We start from the raw sequence: 19,904 nt of genomic DNA on the forward strand, positions 1-19,904 counted from the left end.
CTCGAAGACCCATTAGGCAGGTCGTGAGGACAGGTGTACCCCGGTCGTGACTAATGCGTCAACGTGTTTAGGTAGCATTAGGGCATGCAAGAGAAGCGAGCCGACGGTGAGATGACGGGTGACGGGCCTCTGATCGGCGAGGCGCTGCCGCTCGACCTGGTCAACACGCGGCCCGCCGGCCGTACGGGGCGTACGGACCTGATCGGCACCGCGGCGCAGCTCACCGCCTGGCTGGCGGCGCAGGCCGAGCGGCTGCCCGCCGAGGTGCGGGGGCTCGCACCGGGCCCGGCGGACCTCGCGGCGGTGCATGCCGTACGCGCGGACACCGAGGCCGTGGCGCAGGCGCTCCTGGCCGGGCGGCGGCCTCCGCGGTCGGCCCTGCAAGGGCTCACCGCGGCGCAGGGCGGGGCACCCGCGATCCGCGAACTGGACTGGGAAGACGGCGAGTTGACGGTGACGCCGCGCCGTTCAGGGACGCCGGGGGCGGTGCTCGCCGCGGTGTTCGCGGAGGCCGCGGTCGCGCTGCTGTCCGGGCCGGACGTCCGCAAGGTGAAGGAGTGCGAGGCGGAGGACTGCGTGATGCTGTTCCTGCCCGCGCACCCGCGCCGCCGCTGGTGCTCGCCCGCCCGGTGCGGCAACCGGGCCCGGGTGGCCCGCTACTACCAGCGGCACAAGTCGGCGCACCGCACACCGGACGGGCCGGGCCACGCCGACGGACCGGACCGCGCCGACGGTCAGGACCGCACCCACGGGCCGGGCCACGGGGAGCTGCCGGACTGAGCAGCCGCGCCCCTCACCGCACCGTCTTCTCCAGGAAGGCGAGCAGCGCCGCGGCCGTCTCCTGGGGGACCTCCGCCTGCGGGTAGTGACCCGCGCCGGCCAGCATCACGATCTCCGAGGGGCCGCCGAGGGTCGACGCGAAGCTCTCGGCCTCCGCGCGCGGGTCCTTGAAGTCGGGGTCCTTCGAGCCCATGAGGACCAGGACCGGCTGGTGCACGCGGGGGCGGTCGGCCGCGGAGTCCTTCGCGCCGGGGGCGCCCACCGCGACGAAGGCCTCGGTGCGGCCCGGCTCGCGCAGCCGGGACTTCAGGGTGGCCACGTGGGCCTTGAAGTCGGCGGGCTTCCCCGCCTTGTGGAGCGAGGAGTAGAAGAGGCCCCACAGGAACGGCGAGCGCAGGACGCGTCCGGTCAGCCACTCCATGAAGGCGCCTGCCTGCGGAGCGGCCGCCCACGGCGAGATGGCCACGACTCCCGTGATCTCGTCGGGGAGTTCGGCCGCCGCCGTGACCGCCGAGTCCGGGCTGAGGGACTGGCCGACGACGGTGGCCGGGCCGCCGAGGTGCCGGATCAGCGCCACATAGTCCGAGCCGATGGCCGAGGTGGTGTGCCGGTCCCAGCCCGTGCTGCTCTCGCCGTGTCCGCGCAGGTCCATGGTGGCCACGCGGTAGCCGGCGGCGACGAGCTGCGGGACGACGAAGCGGTAGACGGCGCGCACGTCGCCCATGCCCGGGGCCATGACGACGAGGTGGCCGTCCTCGGGGCCCGACAGGCTGTACGCGATACGGCCTTCCGGCACGTCCAGGTACTGGGTGGCCGTCTGCGCGTCCGTGGTGTTCATCTCGTCCATCCCCCTCAAGAGTGGCTAACGCCGTTAACCGCAAGCTAACGGCGTTAGCCGAGGGGCGTCAAGCCCTGGATGCCGGGGACTTCGCCACAGGCGGCACCCGCACGCACCCGGCCGGAACGGACGGCTGGACGGCTGGACGGCTTCACCGTCGGCGCACCACCACCCCCGTCAGCAGCGCCGCTCCGGCGAACGCCATGATCGTCACCGCCATTCCCCAGGCGGAGCCTGTGCCCCCGAGCCCGACCAGCGGGGCCGCCACACCGCCCATCCCGTACTGGAGCACTCCGAGGACGGCCGACGCCGTGCCGCCCGCCTCCGGGTGCACGGACATGGCGAGTGCTGTGCTGTTGGGGCTGATGAGGCCGATGCTCGCGACGACCAGGACGAGGGAGGGGAGGACGCCGGGGAGGCCCAGGCCGGTGGCGACGGAGAACAGCAGCAGTGCCGCGCCCGCGCACTGGACCAGCAGTCCCGCGCGCATCAGGGCGGCGCTCGAGCACCGGTTGAGCAGGCGCGCGCCCAGCTGGCCCGCGGCGACCAGCGCCACGGCGTTCCCGGCGAACGCCAGACTGAAGGCCTGGGCGCTCATGCCGTAGACGTTCTGGAGCACGAAGGTCGACCCGGAGATGTACGCGAAGAGCGCGGCCATCGCGAGCCCGCCGCCGAGCGCGTACGCCATGAACTCGCCGCTGCACAGCAGAAGTCGGGCCGTGCGCAGCGTCCGGACCAGGCCGCCGGTGCGGCGGCGCCCGGCGGCCAGCGTCTCGGGCAGGCCCCACGCGGCGGCCGCGAGCAGGCCCGCACCGATCACCGCGAGGACGCCGAAGATGCCCCGCCAGTCGGTGACGGCGAGCAACTGGCCGCCGATCAGCGGCGCGAGGATCGGCGCGAGTCCGTTGACCAGCATCAGGAGGGCGAAGAAGCGCGCGGCCGCCTTGCCCTCGTACAGGTCGCTGACCATCGCGCGCGCGACCACGAGACCCGCGGCCCCCGCGAGGCCCTGGACCAGGCGCAGGCCGGTGAGCGCCTCGGCGTTCGGCGCGAAGGCGCAGAGCACGGAGGCTAGCGCGTAGCCCGCGAGCCCGAAGAGCAGCGGCTTCCTGCGGCCGTACGTGTCACTCAGCGGGCCCGCGACCAGCTGGCCGAGGGCGAGGCCGACCAGGCAGCTGGTGAGGGTGAGCTGGACCGTGGCGTCCGGCACCCGGAACTCACCGGCGAGTTCGGGCAGCGCGGGCAGATACATGTCGAGCGAGAGCGGCCCGAAGGCGGAGAGGCCGCCGAGGATGAGGATCAGCCGGAGGCGACGGCCGGCCACGGGCAGGGCTGCGGCGGGCGGCTTCGAGCCGGCCGTATCGAGGGCTGCGGCTGCGTCCGCTTCGGGGGCGGTGCTGGTCATGGAGGGCTCCGGCGGTGAGGTCGACAGCCCAATATAGCTGCGTAAGCAATATCTGCATACGCAGAGAAATGGTCGGGCAGAGGCGGGCGCGACAACGAACAGACCACCCGGCTCAGGGAGAGTGGAGCTCGTCCAGGCGGCCGAGGACCTTCGCGAGCACCTTGCGCTCCTGCGCCGACAGCGGTTCGAGGAAGTAGCCGTGCAGACGGGGCGCGTGCACCACGAGCGCACGGTCGAGCAGGTCCGCGCCATGCTGCGTCATCGTCGCGCGCACCGCGCGCCGGTCGGCGGGGTCGGGGGCGCGGGCGACCAGGCCCTCCTTCTCCATGCGGTCGACCAGCCGCGTGAACCCGCCCGAGCTGAACGACATCTCGTCCGCGAGCACCGTCATCCGCGCCGAGGCGCCAGGGTGCCGCGCGAGCCGCAGCAGCACCTCGAAGTGCTCGCCGGGCAGCCCGGAGGCACCGTCGATGTCGGCCCGCGCCTTGGCGCGGATGAGGTTCGTGACGCGCAGCATCCGGCCCCAGAGCACGACGGCCTCGTCGTCGACGAGGTCGGGTGCCGGAATGTTCGCGGGAGCCCGGTGCACAGGCGCGCTGTCCTTGTCGGCCATGGGGCCATCGTCCCAGGCCCGCACGGCGGTCACGGCAGGGACGCCGGGCGATCGAGGTGTACGAGGCGCCGCGCGATCAAGGTTTACGGGGCGGGGCGGGGCCAACTAGCGTCTGCCGTACGCAGACCCGAGGAGGACACGGTGGAGAATCCGCCTGCCAGAAGCGCCGAGGAACGGAAGCGGCACACGCTGCGCCGGCTCGAGGAGGACGTCGATCTGTGGGTGGCGAGCGCGGAGGCCGGGACGGGCGCCCCGTACCTGGTGCCGCTCTCCTTCGCCTGGGACGGCACGTCGCTGCTCTTCGCCACCACGGCCACCAGCATCACCGGCCGCAACCTCCTCGCCTCCGGGCAGGCCCGTATCGGACTCGGGCCGACGCGGGACGTGGTGATGGTCGACGGGCCCGTACAGGCGCACACCGCCGAGGAGTTGAGCGAGGAGACGCACGCCTGGTTCGCGGAGTCGAGCGGCTGGGACCCGCGGCGGCAGTCCAACGCGGAGGCGTACCGCTGGTTCCGCCTCACGCCGCGGCGCATCCAGGCCTGGCGCGAGGCGAACGAGATCCAGGGGCGCGATCTGATGCGGGACGGGAAGTGGCTGGTCTGAGCGCTCGGGCCGACGGGGCCTGAACTTCCGGCGCCCGTGCGTCAGTTGATCTTCCGGCCCTCGGCCAGCGCCGCCACGAACCGCTCCAGGCGGGCCAGCCGCGTCTTCGGCGTACGGGCGGTGACCAGGCGGAAGTACAGGGCGTACTGCTCGGACTTGCCGAGGGTCTCGTAGGACGCCCGCGCCGCCGGGTTCGCTTCGAGGGCCGCGACGAGGTCCGACGGCGGGGCGGCGTTCTTCTGCGAGGCGTACGCCGCCTCCCAGCGGCCGTCCCCGCGCGCCGCCTCGACCTCGGCCAGACCGCGCGGCCGCATCCGGCCGGCCGCGATCAGCGCCTCCGCCTTGTCCACGTTCACCTGCGACCAGGGGGAGCGGGGACGGCGCGGGGTGGTGCGCTGGAGGAAGTACGTGTCGTCGAACCCGCGGCGCAGTCCGTCGATCCAGCCGAAGCACAGCACCGTGTCGACCATCTCGTCCCAGGTGAGCGAGGGGATTCCGGTGTGCTTCTTCGCGATCTTCACCCACAGCGCGGTGCGGTCCGCGTGATGCTCGTCGAGCCATGCCTCGAGCTCGGCCGCGCTCGCGGGGACCAGGATCTCGACGCCGTCCTCGTTTGTCTCCATGACTGGAGGCTAGAAGCCATATAGGTCGGATCCGGTCCTATATGGGGACCGGATCCGACCTATATGGAACTCAGCATCGTGCGCCTCACGCAGCCAGCTTCTGCGCCAGCTTCGCCAGCCGCTCACCCTGGTAGCGGGCCGCCTCCAGGGTCGAGTCCGCGACCTCGCCGCTGCTGCCCACGTGCACCGTGCCGTAGGGGTTGCCGCCGGCCGCGTACACCGAGCCGTCCGTGAAGCCGGGCGAGACGATCAGCGAGCCCCAGTGGTGGGCGGTGTTGTAGAGGGCGAGCAGCGTGGACTCGTTGCCGCCGTGGGCGTTGTGCGCGGAGGCGAAGCCGGTGAAGGGCTTGTCGTGGAAGGTGCCCTGCTGCCACAGGCCGCCGGTGGAGTCGATGAACTGCTTCAGCTGGCTCGCGATGTTGCCGTAGCGCGTGGGCGAACCGAAGGCGTAGGCGTCCGCCCAGCTCAGGTCGTCGAGCGTGGCGACCGGCACCTCGTCGGCGATGGCGTCGACGTGGGCGCGCCAGGCCGGGTTGGAGTCGATGGCCGCGTCGGGGGCCAGCTCGGGCACCCGTCGCAGGCGCACCTCGGCGCCGGCCTTCTCGGCTCCTTCGGCGAGGGCCTTGGCGAGCTGGTGCACGTTGCCGGTGGCCGAGTAGTAGACGACGGCGATCTTGGGAGCGGTGGTGGACATGGCGGACATCCCCTTCCAGGGCACGTAAAGGAGCGGATCGCGCAGCGATCGGTGAATCGGATTCGTATCCGCTTCGAGCGATGACCTCAGTTAAGCGGATGGAAATCCGGATGGCAAGGGGTATCCGGATAGCTTTCCGTTTTCTTCGTGGTCCCGTAATCTGCAGGCATGAACGAGCCGCTGCGCACCCCCCACGAACCGCTGGGCTCCTCCCTGCTGCCCCTGGCCGGACAGGCGCCGCCCGAGCGCGCCGACGCCGCCCGCAACCGGCGCCGGATCCTCGACGCGGCCCGCCGGATCGTCGACGAGCAGGGTGCGCAGGCGCTCACGATGAACGGGGTCGCGCACGCCAGCGGCATCGGTGTGGGCACGGTCTACCGGCGCTTCGGCGATGTCTCGGCGCTGCTGCTCGCGCTGCTCGACGAGGGGGAGCAGCGCTTTCAGGCCTCGTTCATGAGCGGCCCTCCCCCGCTCGGCCCGGGGGCGCCGGCCGGTGAGCGGCTGCGGGCCTTCCTGCACGCGTACGCCGCCTACATGCTGGAGGCCGAGGAGCTGATGCTCGCCGCCGAGAGCGCCTCGGCGGCGGCCCGCTACCAGAGCGGGCCGTACCGCATCGTCCACACGCACGTGCAGCTGCTGATCCGCGAGGCACGCCCCGAGCTCGACGCCCCGGTCCTGGCCCATCTGCTGCTCGGCGCCTTCCAGCCCAGCCTGCTCTGTCTGCTGCGCAGCGAGCTGGGCGTCACCGTGGAGCGCCTGGAGTCCTCACTGGACCAGCTGCTCGGCCCGCTCACCTGACGCGTCCGGCCCGTCCGGACCTGACCCGGCCCCCTCGTCCGCGGCGTCCGGCCGGGTCCGCGCGGCCCAGCGCGACACCGGGCCCAGGGCGTACGCGGCGGCCAGGATCAGGCCGCCGAGGAGCAGCCAGCCCGCCGGGCCCCACTCCACGAGCAGCAGGGTCAGGAGCAGCGGGCCCAGGGTGCGCGCCACGGTGACGCCGGTGCCGAAGAAGCCCTGGTACTCGCCGATCCGCCCGGCCGGCGCGAGGTCGAAGCCGAGCTGCCAGGAGCCGGCCGACTGCCGCATCTCGGCGATGACGAGGAGCACCGAGCCGGCGGTCAGGACGAGCGTCGCGGTCCAGGCCGGGACTCCGGCGGAGAGCGCGAACACCCCGCAGGTGAGCAGCATCAGCAGCCCCGAGCCGCGGATCGCGCGGGCGGCGGTGGCAAGTCCCGTGACCGAGCGGGCCGTTCGGACCTGGAAGAGCATCACCGCGCCGGTGTTCAGGATGAAGAGGGCGGACACCAGCCACTCGGGGGCCTCGGTCCGCTCGGTGATCCACAGCGGGATGCCCAGGCTGAGCAGCGGCATCCGCAGCAGCAGCACGGTGTTGAGCAGGGTGACGACGGCGTACGGGCGGTCGCGCAGGACCTCCAGCTTCGCGCCCTCGCCGGTGGCCGGGACGGGCGCGACGGCGGGCAGCCGGGTGAGGACGTACGCGCAGAGCAGGAAGCTGAGGGCGTCGAGCGCGAACACGGTGAGATACGCGGTGTCGGTGCCCAGCGAGAGCGCGACCCCGCCGAGTCCGGCACCGACCGCGAGCCCGGCGTTGAGCGTGGACTGGAGGTGCGCGAGGGCTCCGGTGCGCTCCCGCGGCGGTACGAGGCCGGCGAGCAGGGCCTGCCGGGCGGCGGCGAGACCGGACTGGGCGCTCGCGTAGAGGCAGGCGGCCGCAAGGAACGGCACGAAGTCCCGTACGACCAGGAAGGACGCCACCGCGACCGCCGTCGCGAGGGCGAGCAGCACCGCCGTGCCGCGCGGGCCGCGGCGGTCGGCGAGCCGGCCGAGCGGCACCCCGACCACCGAGCCGACGGCCCAGGCGACGGTGAGACCGAGGCCGATGCGGGCCGGGGACAGGCCCACGACGTGCGTGAAGTAGAGGGCGGAGGTGACGTAGTACGCGCCGTCGCCGACGGAGTTGCTCAACTGGGCCAGGGCGAGGGTGCGTTGGGCGCCTCGGGGCGGGAGCAGATGCGTCGTCATGGGAACGACGGTAGGGAGCCGGTGGCTCCCTACCGTAGGACAATCCCTGCCCGTTCTCTTGGGCCACTTGGGACCGTCGGGCACCTTGCGGCTACTCCTTGAGCGCGATCCGCTCGTGCACCCGGCGCAGCCGCCGCGGCGCCCACCAGGCCCGGCCGCCGAGCAGCGTCATCGTCGCCGGGACGAGCAGCATCCGGACGACCGTCGCGTCGATGAGGACCGCGAGGGTCAGACCGAGGCCGATCTGGAGGATGGGCGAGAAGCTGCCGGTCATGAAGGCGCCGAAGACGATTGCGAGCAGCAGCGCCGCGCAGGTGACCACGCGGCCCGACTGCCGCAGGCCGGTGACGACGGCGGCGCGGTGGTCGCCGGAGCGCAGCCACTCCTCGCGCATCCGGGCGAGGATGAACAGCTCGTAGTCCATGGCGAGTCCGAAAGCGATCGCGATGATCAGCGGCGGCGCGGTGAGGCTCAGCGCGCCCAGGCCTTCGGTGCCGAACAGGCCCGCGAGATGCCCGTCCTGGAAGACCCAGGTGACCACGCCGAGTGCGGCGCCCAGGCTGAGCAGGGTCGTCAGGATGGTGCGGACGGGGATGAGCAGCGAGCCCGTGAAGGCGAAGAGCAGCGCGAAGATCCCGGCGAGGACGATGAGCACCGCCCAGGGTGCGCGCTCGGCGAGCATGGCGCGGAAGTCGACCATGTGGGCGGCGTTCCCGGCGACATGGACGGGCTCGTCGCCGCGCAGCTCGCGGATCCGCTCCACCAGGGCGGTGGCCTGCGCTCCGTCGACGGTGCCCTTCGGGGTGAGGTCGAGCAGGATCGTGCCGTCGCCCGTCTTCACGGATTCGGCGCGGGCGATGCCCGGCAGGGCGCGGATCTTCCGCTCGCAGTCGGGCTCGGCGCCCGGCATGATCACGACGCTGACGGGGTCGACGGTGGTGCCCTCGGGGTAGTGGGCGCGCACGGAGTCGTACAACTCCCTTGCCTCAGTGCCCTGTTTGAGCTGCCGCGCGTCCCCCAGGTTCATCGTCATCTGGGTGGCGGGCAGCGCGAGCAGGACGAGTCCGGCGACGACGGAGACCGTCACGGCGACCGGGCGGCGGGCCGAGAAGCGGGCGAGGCGGGCGAAGACATGGCCCGGTTCGCGCTCGGAGGTCCGGCCGAAGAGCCGCCTGCGGGGCTCGACCGGCGCGATCTTCCCGCCGAACTTCGTGAGCAGCGCGGGCAGCAGCGTGACGGCGGCCAGCATGTCGACCACGACCACCGCGGCGGCCGCGAGGCCCATGCTGCGCAGGAACAGGTTCGGGAACACCATCAGGCCGGTCAGGCAGACCGCGACGGTGAGCCCGGAGAACAGCACGGTCCGGCCGGCCCGCGCGACCGTGCGCTCCACGGCCTCCGCCACGGTCGGCGCGAAGGCGCGCTCCTCGCGGAAGCGGACCACCATCAACAGGGCGTAGTCCACGGCCAGTCCGAGCCCCAGCATGGTGGTGACCTGGACCGCGTACACCGAGACATCGGTGACCAGCGAGAACCCGTACAGCGCGAGGAAGGCCCCGGCGACCCCGCTGATGGTGACGACCAGCGGCAGGGCGGCCGCGCGCAGCCCGCCGAAGATCAGGAGCAGTACGAGCAGGACCACGGGCAGCGAGATGATCTCGGCGCTCGCGACATCCTCCTGGGCCTGTCCGCCGAGCTGGACGCCGAGCAGCGGACCGCCGCTGACGTGCACGTCCACGCCCTCGGTCCCGTCGCCGATCTCGTGCAGCCGGCCGGCGACCTCCTCGGCGAGCTCCTCCTCGTCGTCGTCCGCCAGGCCGTGCGCGAACTCCACGGGGATCAGCAGCGCCCGCCCGTCCTCGGCAGGGATGCCCTCGGGCACGTCCGCGACGCCCTTCAACTCCCGTACGTCGGCGACGGCTTCGCGGATCGCGGGCCGCAGCGCCGCCAGGTCGGCGGCCTCGACGACGGCCTCCACGGACGCGCCCTCGGCCGACAGGCGGTCGAGCAGCTCCTCGGTGCGCTGGGCCTCGCTGCCCTCGACGACCTCGACGGAGCCTTCGAGATCCCCGAAGACCCGCGTGCCGAGGCCGAACCCGGCCAGAAGCAGCAGTACCCAGATCAGGATCACGGTGAGCGGGCGACGGGTGGCCACCCTGGCGAGTGCGGAAAGCACGGTCCCTCCCAAGTGCCGTTCCCCGCGCCCTCGGCGGGGTCACGTCACTCAGGCTCCAGCGGAAGGGAGTCCGGCACATCGCCGGTCGGAGCGGTGTCGGCGGCTCACCCGCGGGGGTGAGGAGTCGGTCGTACGAGGGGGGCCGTCCGCCTCAGGAGGAAGTGGCTCAACTCCCGGGCACCACAAGCCCGCTCTCGTACGCGCAGATCACCGCCTGCACCCGGTCGCGCAGCCCCAGCTTGCTCAGCACATTGCTGACGTGGGTCTTCACGGTGTGCTCGCTCACCACGAACGCCTCCGCGATCTCCGCGTTGGTGAGCCCGCGCGCGAGCAGACGCAGCGTCTCCTCCTCACGGGCGGTGAGGACGGCGAGGCGCGTCGGCGAGGGTTCGGCGGCGGATTCGGTACGGCGTCTGCGGACGACATCGGCGACCAGGCGGCGGGTCACGGAGGGCGCGAGCAGCGAGTCGCCGGAAGCAACGACCCGCACGGCATGCACCAGGTCGTCCCTGCGCACGTCCTTGAGGAGGAAGCCGCTCGCCCCCGCGTACAGCGCCTCATACACGTACTCGTCGAGGTCGAAGGTGGTGAGCATGACCACCTTGCAGGTGGACTCCGCGCACACCACGCGCGCCGCCTCCAGGCCGTCCATGCCGGGCATGCGGATGTCGAGCAGCAGCACGTCGGGGGCGTGCCGGCGCACCGCCTCCACCGCCTCGCCGCCGTCGCCCGCCTCGGCGACCACCTCGATGTCCGGCTGCGCGTCCAGGATCATCGAGAAGCCGCTGCGCACCAGCTCCTGGTCGTCGGCGACGACCACGCGCACGCTCATCCGACCCGCTGCGCCGACTCGACGGGCAGCGTCACGATCACCCAGAACCCGCCGTCCGGCCCCGGCCCCGTCGCCGCCGTGCCCCCGCAGGCGGCCGCGCGCTCCCGTATCCCGATCAGCCCCTGCCCCGCGCCCCGCACCCGAGCCTCTCTCCGGCTCCGCCCGTCATCACGCACCGTGACCCGCAACTCGCGCTCCCCCCAGTCGAGTTGAACGGCGGCCCGGGTGGCCCCCGCATGCTTCACGGTATTCGTCAGCGCCTCCTGTACAACCCGGTACGCGGCCACCTCCACGTCCGCGGGCAGCCCGGCCGGCTCCCCGGTGCGCAGCAGCTCCACCTTCAGACCGGCCGCCCGCACCTGCTCGACGAGGCGGGCGATCCCGGCGATGCTCGGCTGCGGACTGCGCTCGGGCCCGTCCGGCTCCCCTTCCCTCTCCTCCCTCAACACCCCGAGCAGACGTCGCAGTTGGGACATGGCATCGCGCCCCGCGCCCGCGATGGCGTCGAAGGCGGCCTCGGCGCGCGCGGGATCGCTGCGCACCACCACCGGGCCCGCCTCCGCCTGCACCACCATCAGACTCACTGCGTGGGCGAGGATGTCGTGCATGTCGCGGGCGATCCGGGCGCGTTCGCGGGCCACGGCCCGAGCCGCCTCCATCTCGCTCTCGTACGCGAGCCTGCGGGCCCGCTCCTCCACGGCCGCGGTGTAGGCGCGCTGGATCCGCGCGAGCCGCCCGAGCCCGTACGCGCCGAGCAGGCTCGTGAGGTGGAAGGCGTACTCGAAGGGCTCGGCGTTCTCCTTGAGCGACATCGAGAGCACCGCACCCGTCAGCCACACCAGGAGCATCAGCCGGCGCGGCCAACGCCGCCCGATCGCGGCGACGGTGTAGAGCACGACGAACCCGCCGTAGACGACATCCGGCGGCGGGGAGTGGTGCAGGGTCATCGCCGTGGTCGCGAAGCCGACCGCGCACCCGGACAGATACGGGTGGCGGCGCCGCCACACGAGCGGCACGGCGGTCGCGGCGCCGAAGAGGAACCCCAGCAGGGTCAGGGCGTCGTCGTTCTCCCGCTCGGGCAGCAGGAACTGCAACGAGACACCGAGCAGGACGAGCCCGGCCAGGGCGACGTCCACGACCTGGGGACGGCGGACGGCACGCAGCCAGGACGGTTCGGGACGGTCGGACATACGGCAACTCCTGGGTGGGGAGGGCCGGTTCGGGTGCGTTCAGTATCGGGTCGGGGCGGGGGCGGGGAATCGCCGGTGCGAGGGATTTCGCGCGCTGCTCGGCCTCGACTCAGCCCCTGCCGCGTTTGAGCAGATCCGACCGGAGGTCGGATGCGGGGTCCGGGGCGGAGCCCCGGTTTCGGGAAGGGGCGGGGCGGGGGAAAGAACCCTCCGTGATCGCCGCAGCCGGAGAAGCCCTGATCGACCTGGTCCCCCAGCAGGGCACGGACCAGAAACTCCCCGCACTCGAACCGAAGCTCGGCGGCGGCCCCTTCAACACCGCCCGCGCCCTGTCCCGCCTGGGCACCGACACCGCCTTCTGCTCCCGCATCTCCCGCGACCACTTCGGCGAGGCACTTCTCGCCGCCCTGCACGCCGACGGCGTGGACACCTCCCTCGTGCAGCGGGGCCCGGAGCCCACCACGCTCGCGGTGGCCCACATCGAGCCCGGCAGCGGTTCGGCCTCGTACTCCTTCTATACGGAGGGGACCGCCGACCGCCTCTTCGAACTCCCCGCCCCCGTCCCGGACTTGAGGGCGGTCTGCTTCGGCACCTGCTCCCTCGTCCTGGAGCCCGGCGCCACGGCGTACGAGGAACTCCTGCGCACCGCCGACGAGCGCGGCGTGTTCACCGCGCTCGACCCCAACATCCGCGCCGGCCTGATCGAGGACCCGGCAGCGTACCGCACCCGCTTCCTCGGCTGGCTCCCCCACGTACGCCTCCTGAAGCTCTCCGAGGAGGACGCGGCCTGGCTCGCGGACGGTGCGCCGGTGCGCGGTGCGCTCAAGGAGTGGCTGGCCGCGGGCCCGCAGGCGGTGGTCCTGACCCGCGGCGGCGAGGGCCTGACCGCGTACACGGCCGACGGGTCCGAGCACCACGCGCCCGGTGTGCCCGTGGACGTGGTGGACACGATCGGCGCGGGCGACACGGTCAACGCGGCCCTGCTGCACCGCCTCGACCGGCTCGGCGCCCTGACCCGCACCCCGACCGCGGACGAGTGGCGCGACGTGCTCGCCTTCGCGGCCCGCGCGGCGGCGGTCACCTGCTCGCGGGCGGGGGCGGAGCCTCCGTACGCGCACGAGCTGGCCTGAACCGCGGGCAGGCTTGAGCCGCGAACCGGACCGACGCCAATGCCGACGCGGCTCAGGCCCGCACGAAGACCCCGGCCTTCCCCGCCGCCACCGCCGCCTCGGCCGCACGGTCGGCGGCCGCCTCGTCGAGCGGGTCGCCGCTGGCGAGGAACCGGTAGTAGAGGGGCGCGGAGACGGCCCGTACGACCTCGCGCGCATCCGTACCGTCCGGCAACTCGCCTCGCCCGACGGCCAGTTCGACGCAAGGCGCCCACTCCTCGATCCGTACCGCATAGAAGCGGTGCAGGGCCGCCGCGGCCGCGTCGTCGCAGCTCGCCGCCGCGATCACCGCGCGGAACAGCCTGCTCTGGCGCGGGTCGGCCAGGGTGCGGCGCACCAGGTGGGCGTTGGCGCGCAGGTCCTCGACGAGCGTCCCGTGGTCGCTGCGCGGCTCGGACTGCTCGGCCATGTCGGCGAGCAGATCGGCGACGAGCGCGGTGGCGCTGCCCCAGCGCCGGTACACGGTCGTCTTGCCGACGCCCGCGCGCTGCGCGACCTCGGCGAGGTCGAGCTGCGCGAAGCCGTGCTCGGCGAGGGCGTCACCGGCCGCGTCGAGTACGGCGGCACGGACGCGGGCGGTGCGGCCACCGGGGCGCACGGTGCCAGGGGCGTTCTCCATGAAGCCAGCTTAACGGGAATCGATTCCCCTTATATGCGGCCCCGGGAAGAGCCTCAGAGCCCCAGCACCACCCGCGCGATCATGAAGTAGATGATCAAGCCGGTGGCATCCACGAACGTCGTCACCAGCGGAGCCGAGATCACCGCCGGGTCGATCCCCAGCTTCCTGGCGAGCAGCGGCATGCCGCCCCCGATCACCGCCGCCCACGCGCACACCGCGACCAGGGTCAGGCCCACGACCAGGGCGATGTCCGCGTTCTTCGCGATCACCCACGCGAAGACGAGACCAACCACGCCAAGCATCACACCGAGCAGGAACCCGACCCGGCACTCGCGCCAGGCCACCTTGAGCACGTCCCCGGGCCGCACCTCGCCGACGGCGATGGCGCGCACGGCACCCGTCGCGGCCTGGGCGCCGACGTTTCCGCCGGTGCCGACGAGCAGCGGGATGAACAGCGCGAGCGCAGTGACCTTCGCGATGTCCGCCTCGAACGCCTCCAGCACCTTCGCCGTCAGTGTGGCCGCCACGATCAGGAGCAGCAGCCAGACGACGCGGGAGCGCGCGAGCCGCAGCACGCTGGCCGTCAGATAGTGCCCCTCGATCGGGCTGGCGGCGGCCTGCCGGGCGATGTCCTCGGTGTCGGCGGCCTCGATGACCTCCAGGGCGTCGTCGATGGTGAGGAGGCCGACGAGCCGGTCCTCGCTGTCGACCACCGGCAGGTCGAGCAGGTTGCCCTCCTGCATGAGACGGGCCGCGGACTCGGCGGTGTCGCCGGCGTGCGCCCGCAGGTGCGCGGTGTCGATGAGCCCGTTCAGGGCGTCGGCGGGATCGGCCAGGACCAGGTCCTTCAGGCCGACGACCCCGATGAGCCGCCGCCCGGCGTCGGTCACCGGCAGCGTGTACACGGTCTCGGCCTCGGGCCCTTCCCGCCGTACGCGCTCCAGGGCCTCACCGACCGTGATGTGCTCCTTGAGCCGGACGACCTCGGGGGTCATGAACCGGCCCACCGACCCCGGCTCGTATCCGAGCAGCGTGGCCGTCAGCTCCCGCTCGCGCGGGCTGAGCCCGGCCAGGACCCGCTGCGTGAAGTTGGCGGGCGCCTCGCCGAGGAGCCGGGCGCGGTCGTCCGGGTCCATGCCTTCGACGATGTCGCGGAAGGACTGGTCGCGTACGGCGCTGAGGATCTTCTGCTGCTCGACCCCGTCGAGCTCCCCGAACACCTCCGAGGCCCGGTCCTTGTCGAGCAGCCGGAACAGCACCCCAGCCGTCACCTGGTCGGCGCGGGTGATCTCCTCGGCGATCTCGTGGTCCGGGCGCTCGGCCAGCCACTGCTGCAGATGCCCGACGTCGTGCGCGGCGACCAGGTCGGAGAGCTTCGCTTCGGCGGTGCGCTCGGTCATGGGTTCAGCTTCGGGCCACCGCACCCGTGTCGCACCCCGCCGGGACCGACGGGATCATGGCCGTATGACCGCGAAGAAGACCGCGAAGAACTCAGCCGTCGAGATCCACCTCGCCCAGAACCCCGAGGCCGACGAGCTCCTCGGCCGCAGCCCGCTCGCCGCCCTGGTCGGCATGCTGCTCGACCAGCAGGTGCCGATGGAGTGGGCGTTCACGGGCCCGTACACGATCGCCGAGCGGCTCGGCCGGGACGACCTGGACGCGCACGAGATCGCGGCGTACGACCCCGAGGCCTTCACCGAGCTGTTCAAGACGAAGCCGGCCGTGCACCGCTACCCCGGCTCGATGGCCCAGCGCGTGCAGCAGCTGTGCCGCTACCTGGTCGACGAGTACGACGGCGACGCCACCGCCCTGTGGTCGGACGTGAAGGACGGCAAGGAGCTGCTCGCCCGGCTCAAGGCGCTGCCCGGGTACGGGGAGCAGAAGGCGAAGATCTTCGTGGCGGTGCTCGGCAAGCGCTACGGCGTCACGCCCGAGGGCTGGCGCGAGGCGGCCGGTTCGTACGGGGACAAGGACTCCTACCGCTCGGCGGCCGACATCACCGGGCCCGAGTCGCTCGCGAAGGTGCGGGCGTTCAAGCAGGAGATGAAGGCGGCGGCGAAGGCGGCCAAGTCCGCGAAGGCCTGACGCCCGCGGACGCCACCGGAAGCCGACGCCCGACCCACCGCGAGCCGACCCGCCGCACCCCCATCCGGGCGGATCTGTCCGCTCCCCCGTCGTGCCCCGTGCCGAGCCGGGGACATGACGTGGTGTGAGCGTTCCCCACCGGGCCCGAGGCCCCCTGCACCGCGCCGCCGCGCTGCGCACGGTGCTGCTCGCCCTGGTCGCGCTCGCCCTCGCCCTCGCGGGGCCCGCGGCCGCCGCGACCGCCCCCGCCGTCCCGCCGGCCGTGACGGCCGAGGCGGAGACCGCCGAATGCGCCGGGGACGGCGGGACACGCCCCGCCTCCCGGCGCGAACTGCCCGCACCGCTCACCCCGCGCGACCGCGAGCCCCCGGTCCCGCGGGTCCTGCCGCCCGCCCCGTACGCGGCGGACGTCCACGTGCCGGCCGCCTCCCCGTCCCGTACCACCGTCCTGCGCTGCTGATCCGGCCGAGCACCAGATGCGAAGCCCACGAACCAGCGAGACAGCGCAAGGACACCCCCATGCCCAAGGACCCCTACGCGGTACTGCACGCCCTGCTCCGCGCCGAATCCGTACGCGAGCGCCGCAGCCTGCGCGCCGACGACCGGACCGCCGGGAACGGCGACCGGGAGCAGCGCCCCGAGCAGCAGGACGGGAAGCAGCAGCATCTGAAGCAGCACCGGGACTGAGCCCCGCCCGGTACCGGACCTCAGGCCGGCCCCGCATGTCAGGCACATGCGGGGCCAATCCGGCGAAACCGAACACGAGTTGCACAGGACCCCTATCCGGGGATCCCGCCGGTCGCTACCGTCCCTCCCACCTCGTTCGCACTGCCTTTGGGGAAGGACCTCTGTGAACGCAAGAACTCGCTCGCGCAGCACGATCGCCGCCATCGCCGCCGTCGCGCTCGCCACGCCCCTGCTGCTCGCCTCCGCGGGAACGGCCACCGCCGACCGCGGCCGCGGGCACGGCAACCCGGCCAAGGACGCCGCCAAGCTCGCCCGCGAGCTGGTCGAGGAGTCGTCCGCGAAGGGCGCGTACCGCCACCTGCAGAAGTTCCAGGCGATAGCGGACGCCCACGACGGCCACCGCGCCGCCGGGTCGCCCGGCCACGACGCCTCCGCGAAGTACGTCTACGAGTACCTGAAGAAGGCGGGCTACAAGGTCAGTTACGACGCCTTCGAGTTCGTCTACACCGAGACGCTCGCCGAGCGCCTCGCGGTCGTGACGCCCACGCCGCGGACCATCGACATCCAGGCGATGACGTACACGAAGTCCACACCGGTGGGCGGCATCAAGGCCGCCGTCGCCGCCGTGCCCGTGGACACCACCACGGGCTGCGAACCGGAGGACTACGCGTCCGGCACCTTCACCGGCAAGATCGCCCTGATCAAGCGCGGCGGCTGCCCCTTCGCGCAGAAGCAGGCCGCGGCCGCCGACGCGGGCGCCTCCGGCGCGATCATCTACAACAACACCGAAGGGGTGCTCTCCGGCACCATCGGCGACCCGGCCGCGGGCCGCATCCCGACCGGCGGCATCACGCTGGCCGAGGGCGAGGCGCTGGCCGCCGAGGTCGCGAAGGGCGAGGTCACGGTCGACTTCGAGATCCGCGAGTTCCAGGAGACCCGGACGACGAACAACGTCATCGCGGAGACCCGCGGCGGCAACGCCGACAACACGGTGATGCTCGGCGCCCACCTCGACTCGGTCACCGCGGGCCCCGGCATCAACGACAACGCCTCGGGCTCCGCGGGCCTCCTCGAGGTCGCCAAGCAGCTCGCGGACGAGACCCGGCACGGCAAGCAGCCGCGCAACAAGGTCAAGTTCGCGTTCTGGTCGGCCGAGGAGAACGGTCTGATCGGCTCCGAGAAGTACGTCGAGAAGCTCACCGAGGAGCAGCGGAAGGACATCCGCCTCTACCTCAACTTCGACATGATCGCCTCGCCGAACTACGGCCTGTTCGTCTACGACGGCGACGACTCCGACAAGGAGGGCGAGGGCCCGGGGCCCGAGGGCAGCGCCCAACTGGAGCGCGACATCAACGAGTTCCTCGACCGCCGGGGCGCCCCGCACGAGGGCACGGACTTCACCGGCCGCTCGGACTACGGCCCGTTCATCGCGGTCGGCATCCCGTCGGGCGGCACGTTCACCGGCGCCGAGGGCATCAAGACCCCGGAGCAGGCGGCGAAGTTCGGCGGCGAGGCGGGGGTCGCGTACGACCCGTGCTACCACGCGGCCTGCGACGACCTCAGCAACATCAGCATGAAGGCCCTGGGCATCAACATCGACGTGATCGCCAACGCGGTCGGCACGTACGCCCACGACCTGAGCTCCCTCACCAAGCCGGTGACCTCCGTGCCCACCGAGGGCGACGCGGGCAGCGGCGGCGGTCTGCACGAGGACCACGACCGCGTGAGCGAGTGACCTGAACCGCTCGATCGAGAGATACGGCTCGGACAGCCCGTTCGTACGGGAGGTCCGAGCCGTTCTCCTGTGCGGGGTGGGCGTCGCCCGCCGGCCGGTCCGGGGTCAGCGCCGCCGCGTACCGAAAATCGACCGCGAGATCTCGCGCCCGATCTGCGTACCGAGCGAGCGCGCAAGGGACTTGAAGATGCCGCTGCCGACCACCTGGTCGACCATCGAGGCGTCCTGCGGAGCAGCCTTGGCCGCCGCCCGCGCCTGCTTCTCGGCCTCCTTGGCGGCCTTCTCCGCCTCCTTCGCCTCCAGCTCGGCCTGCTTCCGGGCCTCCACCTCGGCCTGCTGCGCGGTGATCTTCTCGTACGCGGACTCCGGGTCGACCTCCTCCGCGTAACGGGAGTACAGGAGCGAGGACTTGACCGCCGCGTCCAGGACGGAGGCGTCGATCGGGCCCATCAGCGACTCGGGGGCGCGCAGCCGGGTCGCGGCCACCGGGGTCGGCGCGCCCTTCTCGCTCAGGACCGTGACCACGGCCTCACCGGTGCCGAGCTGCGTCAGCAACTCCTCCAGGTCGTACGAGGAGTTGGGGAAGGTCTTCACGGTCGCCTTGAGCGCCTTCTGGTCCTCCGGCGTGAACGCCCGCAGCGCGTGCTGCACGCGGTTGCCGAGCTGGGCGAGCACATCGGCCGGCACGTCCTTGGGCGTCTGCGTCACGAAGAACACACCGACACCCTTGGACCGGATGAGCCGCACGGTCTGCGTGATGGCTTCGAGGAAGGCCTTCGAGGCGCCGTTGAACAAGAGGTGCGCCTCGTCGAAGAAGAACACCAGCTTCGGCTTCTCCAGGTCGCCGACCTCGGGGAGGTTGTTGAAGAGGTCGGCCAGCATCCACATCAGAAACGTCGAGAACAGGTGCGGCTTGTCCTGCACGGCGGGCAGTTCGAGCACCGAGACCTGGCCGCGCCCGTCGGAGGCGGTGCGCAGGAACTCGCTCACGTCGAACTCGGGGTTGCCGAAGAACGGCGCCATGCCCTGCGCCTCGAAGGCGGTGAGCGCGCGCAGGATCACGCCGGCGGTCACGCTCGACAGGCCGCCTATGCCCTTGAGCTCGGGCTTGCCCTCGTCCGAGGTGAGGAAGGTGACCACGGCCCGCAGATCCTTGAGGTCGTGCAGCTCCAGACCCTTCGTATCGGCGTAGTGGAAGATCAGGCCGAGCGACTGCTCCTGCGTCTGGTTGAGCTGGAGCACCTTCGAGAGCAGCACGGGCCCGAAGCTGGTGACGGTCGCGCGTACGGGAATGCCGGGCCCGATCCCGCCGAGCGCGTAGAACTCCGTGGGGAACCCCTTCGCCTCCCAGGTCTGCCCCACGTCACGGGCCCGCTCCTGCACCTTGTCGTTCGCCTCGCCGGGCGCGGAGATGCCGGAGACGTCGCCCTTGATGTCGGCGAGGAACACCGGGACGCCCTGCCCGGCCAGCTGCTCGGCGATGAGCTGGAGCGTCTTGGTCTTGCCGGTGCCGGTGGCGCCGGCGACCAGGCCGTGCCGGTTGAGCATGGACAGCGGGATACGGATCTGCGCCCCGGACAGGCACTGGCCGCCCCACAGCAGCGCCCCCAGATCGAGCGCCTCGCCGGTGAACGCGTACCCGGTGGCGATCTCGGCCGCCTCGGCGGGCAGCGCCTCACCGGGAGTGGGCGCGGGCCCGGGCGGCGCGGGCTCGGGAGCGGGCGCGCTCGCCGGCTCCGGAGGCGCGGGAGTGGGGTGGGCGCCTTCGGCGGGGGTGGGCGCGGGGCCGGGGGGTGCGGGGGCAGGGGC

Annotated in this window: 20 protein-coding genes; 8 read left to right on the forward strand and 12 right to left on the reverse strand. The window is 72.5% G+C overall.

The window, feature by feature from the left end; genetic code table 11:
* The first annotated feature begins 84 nt into the window (after positions 1-84).
* A complete protein-coding gene (locus BLT97_RS36060; protein ID WP_245769741.1) occupies positions 85-780 on the forward strand; it encodes a CGNR zinc finger domain-containing protein in 696 nt (231 codons plus the stop codon).
* Between the two features lie 13 nt (positions 781-793).
* On the opposite strand, the gene BLT97_RS36065 is transcribed toward BLT97_RS36060, so the two are convergent.
* The 3 genes from BLT97_RS36065 to BLT97_RS36075 form a co-directional block, all read right to left on the reverse strand.
* Entirely contained in the window at positions 794-1,627 is an 834-nt protein-coding gene (locus BLT97_RS36065; RefSeq protein WP_093618091.1) for an alpha/beta fold hydrolase, read from the reverse strand.
* Between the two features lie 142 nt (positions 1,628-1,769).
* On the reverse strand, positions 1,770-3,023 hold the full coding sequence (locus BLT97_RS36070) for a multidrug effflux MFS transporter (protein WP_093618093.1): 1,254 nt from the start codon (positions 3,021-3,023) through the stop codon (positions 1,770-1,772).
* A gap of 112 nt (positions 3,024-3,135) precedes the next feature.
* Positions 3,136-3,636: a MarR family winged helix-turn-helix transcriptional regulator gene (locus BLT97_RS36075; protein ID WP_245769742.1), complete on the reverse strand. Its 501-nt coding sequence runs from the start codon at positions 3,634-3,636 to the stop codon at positions 3,136-3,138.
* 141 nt (positions 3,637-3,777) lie between these two features.
* Here BLT97_RS36075 and BLT97_RS36080 point away from each other — a divergent pair, with 141 nt between their 5' ends.
* Positions 3,778-4,242, forward strand: a complete 465-nt coding sequence (locus tag BLT97_RS36080; RefSeq protein ID WP_093618095.1) for a pyridoxamine 5'-phosphate oxidase family protein — start codon at positions 3,778-3,780, stop codon at positions 4,240-4,242.
* 41 nt (positions 4,243-4,283) lie between these two features.
* On the opposite strand, the gene BLT97_RS36085 is transcribed toward BLT97_RS36080, so the two are convergent.
* Positions 4,284-4,865 carry a YdeI/OmpD-associated family protein gene (locus tag BLT97_RS36085; protein WP_093618097.1) on the reverse strand — a complete coding sequence of 194 codons (582 nt, stop codon included), beginning with the start codon at positions 4,863-4,865 and terminating at the stop codon, positions 4,284-4,286.
* An 85-nt stretch (positions 4,866-4,950) separates the two neighbouring features.
* Positions 4,951-5,559: an NAD(P)H:quinone oxidoreductase gene (wrbA, locus tag BLT97_RS36090; RefSeq protein WP_093618131.1), complete on the reverse strand. Its 609-nt coding sequence runs from the start codon at positions 5,557-5,559 to the stop codon at positions 4,951-4,953.
* 168 nt (positions 5,560-5,727) lie between these two features.
* Between wrbA and BLT97_RS36095 the strand changes: the two genes are divergently transcribed.
* Entirely contained in the window at positions 5,728-6,357 is a 630-nt protein-coding gene (locus BLT97_RS36095; protein ID WP_093618099.1) for a TetR/AcrR family transcriptional regulator, read from the forward strand.
* Here BLT97_RS36095 and BLT97_RS36100 read toward each other — a convergent pair.
* The 4 genes from BLT97_RS36100 to BLT97_RS36115 all read right to left on the reverse strand — a co-directional run bounded on the left by BLT97_RS36100 (position 6,325) and on the right by BLT97_RS36115 (position 11,800).
* A complete protein-coding gene (locus BLT97_RS36100; RefSeq protein ID WP_093618101.1) occupies positions 6,325-7,602 on the reverse strand; it encodes an MFS transporter in 1,278 nt (425 codons plus the stop codon). The two genes, BLT97_RS36095 and BLT97_RS36100, sit on opposite strands and share 33 nt — an antisense overlap.
* 91 nt (positions 7,603-7,693) lie before the next feature.
* Positions 7,694-9,778, reverse strand: a complete 2,085-nt coding sequence (locus BLT97_RS36105) for an MMPL family transporter (protein WP_093618103.1) — start codon at positions 9,776-9,778, stop codon at positions 7,694-7,696.
* A gap of 166 nt (positions 9,779-9,944) precedes the next feature.
* Complete coding sequence (locus BLT97_RS36110) at positions 9,945-10,610, reverse strand: response regulator (RefSeq protein WP_093618105.1); 666 nt, start codon at positions 10,608-10,610, stop codon at positions 9,945-9,947.
* Positions 10,607-11,800 (reverse strand): sensor histidine kinase, encoded by a 1,194-nt coding sequence (locus BLT97_RS36115; protein ID WP_093618107.1) that lies wholly within the window; start codon positions 11,798-11,800, stop codon positions 10,607-10,609. Before BLT97_RS36115 ends, BLT97_RS36110 begins: the two co-directional genes overlap by 4 nt.
* Before the next feature lie 212 nt (positions 11,801-12,012).
* Here BLT97_RS36115 and BLT97_RS36120 point away from each other — a divergent pair, with 212 nt between their 5' ends.
* Complete coding sequence (locus BLT97_RS36120) at positions 12,013-12,930, forward strand: carbohydrate kinase family protein (protein WP_093618109.1); 918 nt, start codon at positions 12,013-12,015, stop codon at positions 12,928-12,930.
* A 52-nt stretch (positions 12,931-12,982) separates the two neighbouring features.
* Here the strand turns inward: BLT97_RS36120 and BLT97_RS36125 are convergent, their stop codons facing one another.
* Complete coding sequence (locus BLT97_RS36125; RefSeq protein WP_093618111.1) at positions 12,983-13,588, reverse strand: TetR/AcrR family transcriptional regulator; 606 nt, start codon at positions 13,586-13,588, stop codon at positions 12,983-12,985.
* A 53-nt stretch (positions 13,589-13,641) separates the two neighbouring features.
* Complete coding sequence (mgtE, locus tag BLT97_RS36130) at positions 13,642-14,988, reverse strand: magnesium transporter (protein ID WP_093618113.1); 1,347 nt, start codon at positions 14,986-14,988, stop codon at positions 13,642-13,644.
* 64 nt (positions 14,989-15,052) lie between these two features.
* Here mgtE and BLT97_RS36135 point away from each other — a divergent pair, with 64 nt between their 5' ends.
* From BLT97_RS36135 to BLT97_RS36145, 4 genes are all read left to right on the forward strand, one after another.
* Positions 15,053-15,673: an HhH-GPD-type base excision DNA repair protein gene (locus BLT97_RS36135; RefSeq protein WP_093618115.1), complete on the forward strand. Its 621-nt coding sequence runs from the start codon at positions 15,053-15,055 to the stop codon at positions 15,671-15,673.
* 124 nt (positions 15,674-15,797) lie between these two features.
* Complete coding sequence (locus BLT97_RS36140; protein ID WP_093618117.1) at positions 15,798-16,133, forward strand: hypothetical protein; 336 nt, start codon at positions 15,798-15,800, stop codon at positions 16,131-16,133.
* Between the two features lie 59 nt (positions 16,134-16,192).
* Entirely contained in the window at positions 16,193-16,360 is a 168-nt protein-coding gene (locus BLT97_RS38215) for a hypothetical protein (RefSeq protein WP_176954016.1), read from the forward strand.
* Positions 16,361-16,553: 193 nt separating this feature from the next.
* A complete protein-coding gene (locus BLT97_RS36145) occupies positions 16,554-18,095 on the forward strand; it encodes a M28 family metallopeptidase (protein ID WP_093618133.1) in 1,542 nt (513 codons plus the stop codon).
* 105 nt (positions 18,096-18,200) lie between these two features.
* On the opposite strand, the gene BLT97_RS36150 is transcribed toward BLT97_RS36145, so the two are convergent.
* Positions 18,201-19,766 carry a helicase HerA-like domain-containing protein gene (locus tag BLT97_RS36150; RefSeq protein ID WP_093618135.1) on the reverse strand — a complete coding sequence of 522 codons (1,566 nt, stop codon included), beginning with the start codon at positions 19,764-19,766 and terminating at the stop codon, positions 18,201-18,203.
* Positions 19,767-19,904: the final 138 nt, after the last annotated feature.

The sequence above is a fragment of the Streptomyces indicus genome (genome assembly GCF_900100315.1).
Classification (GTDB): Bacteria; Actinomycetota; Actinomycetes; order Streptomycetales; family Streptomycetaceae; genus Streptomyces; species Streptomyces indicus.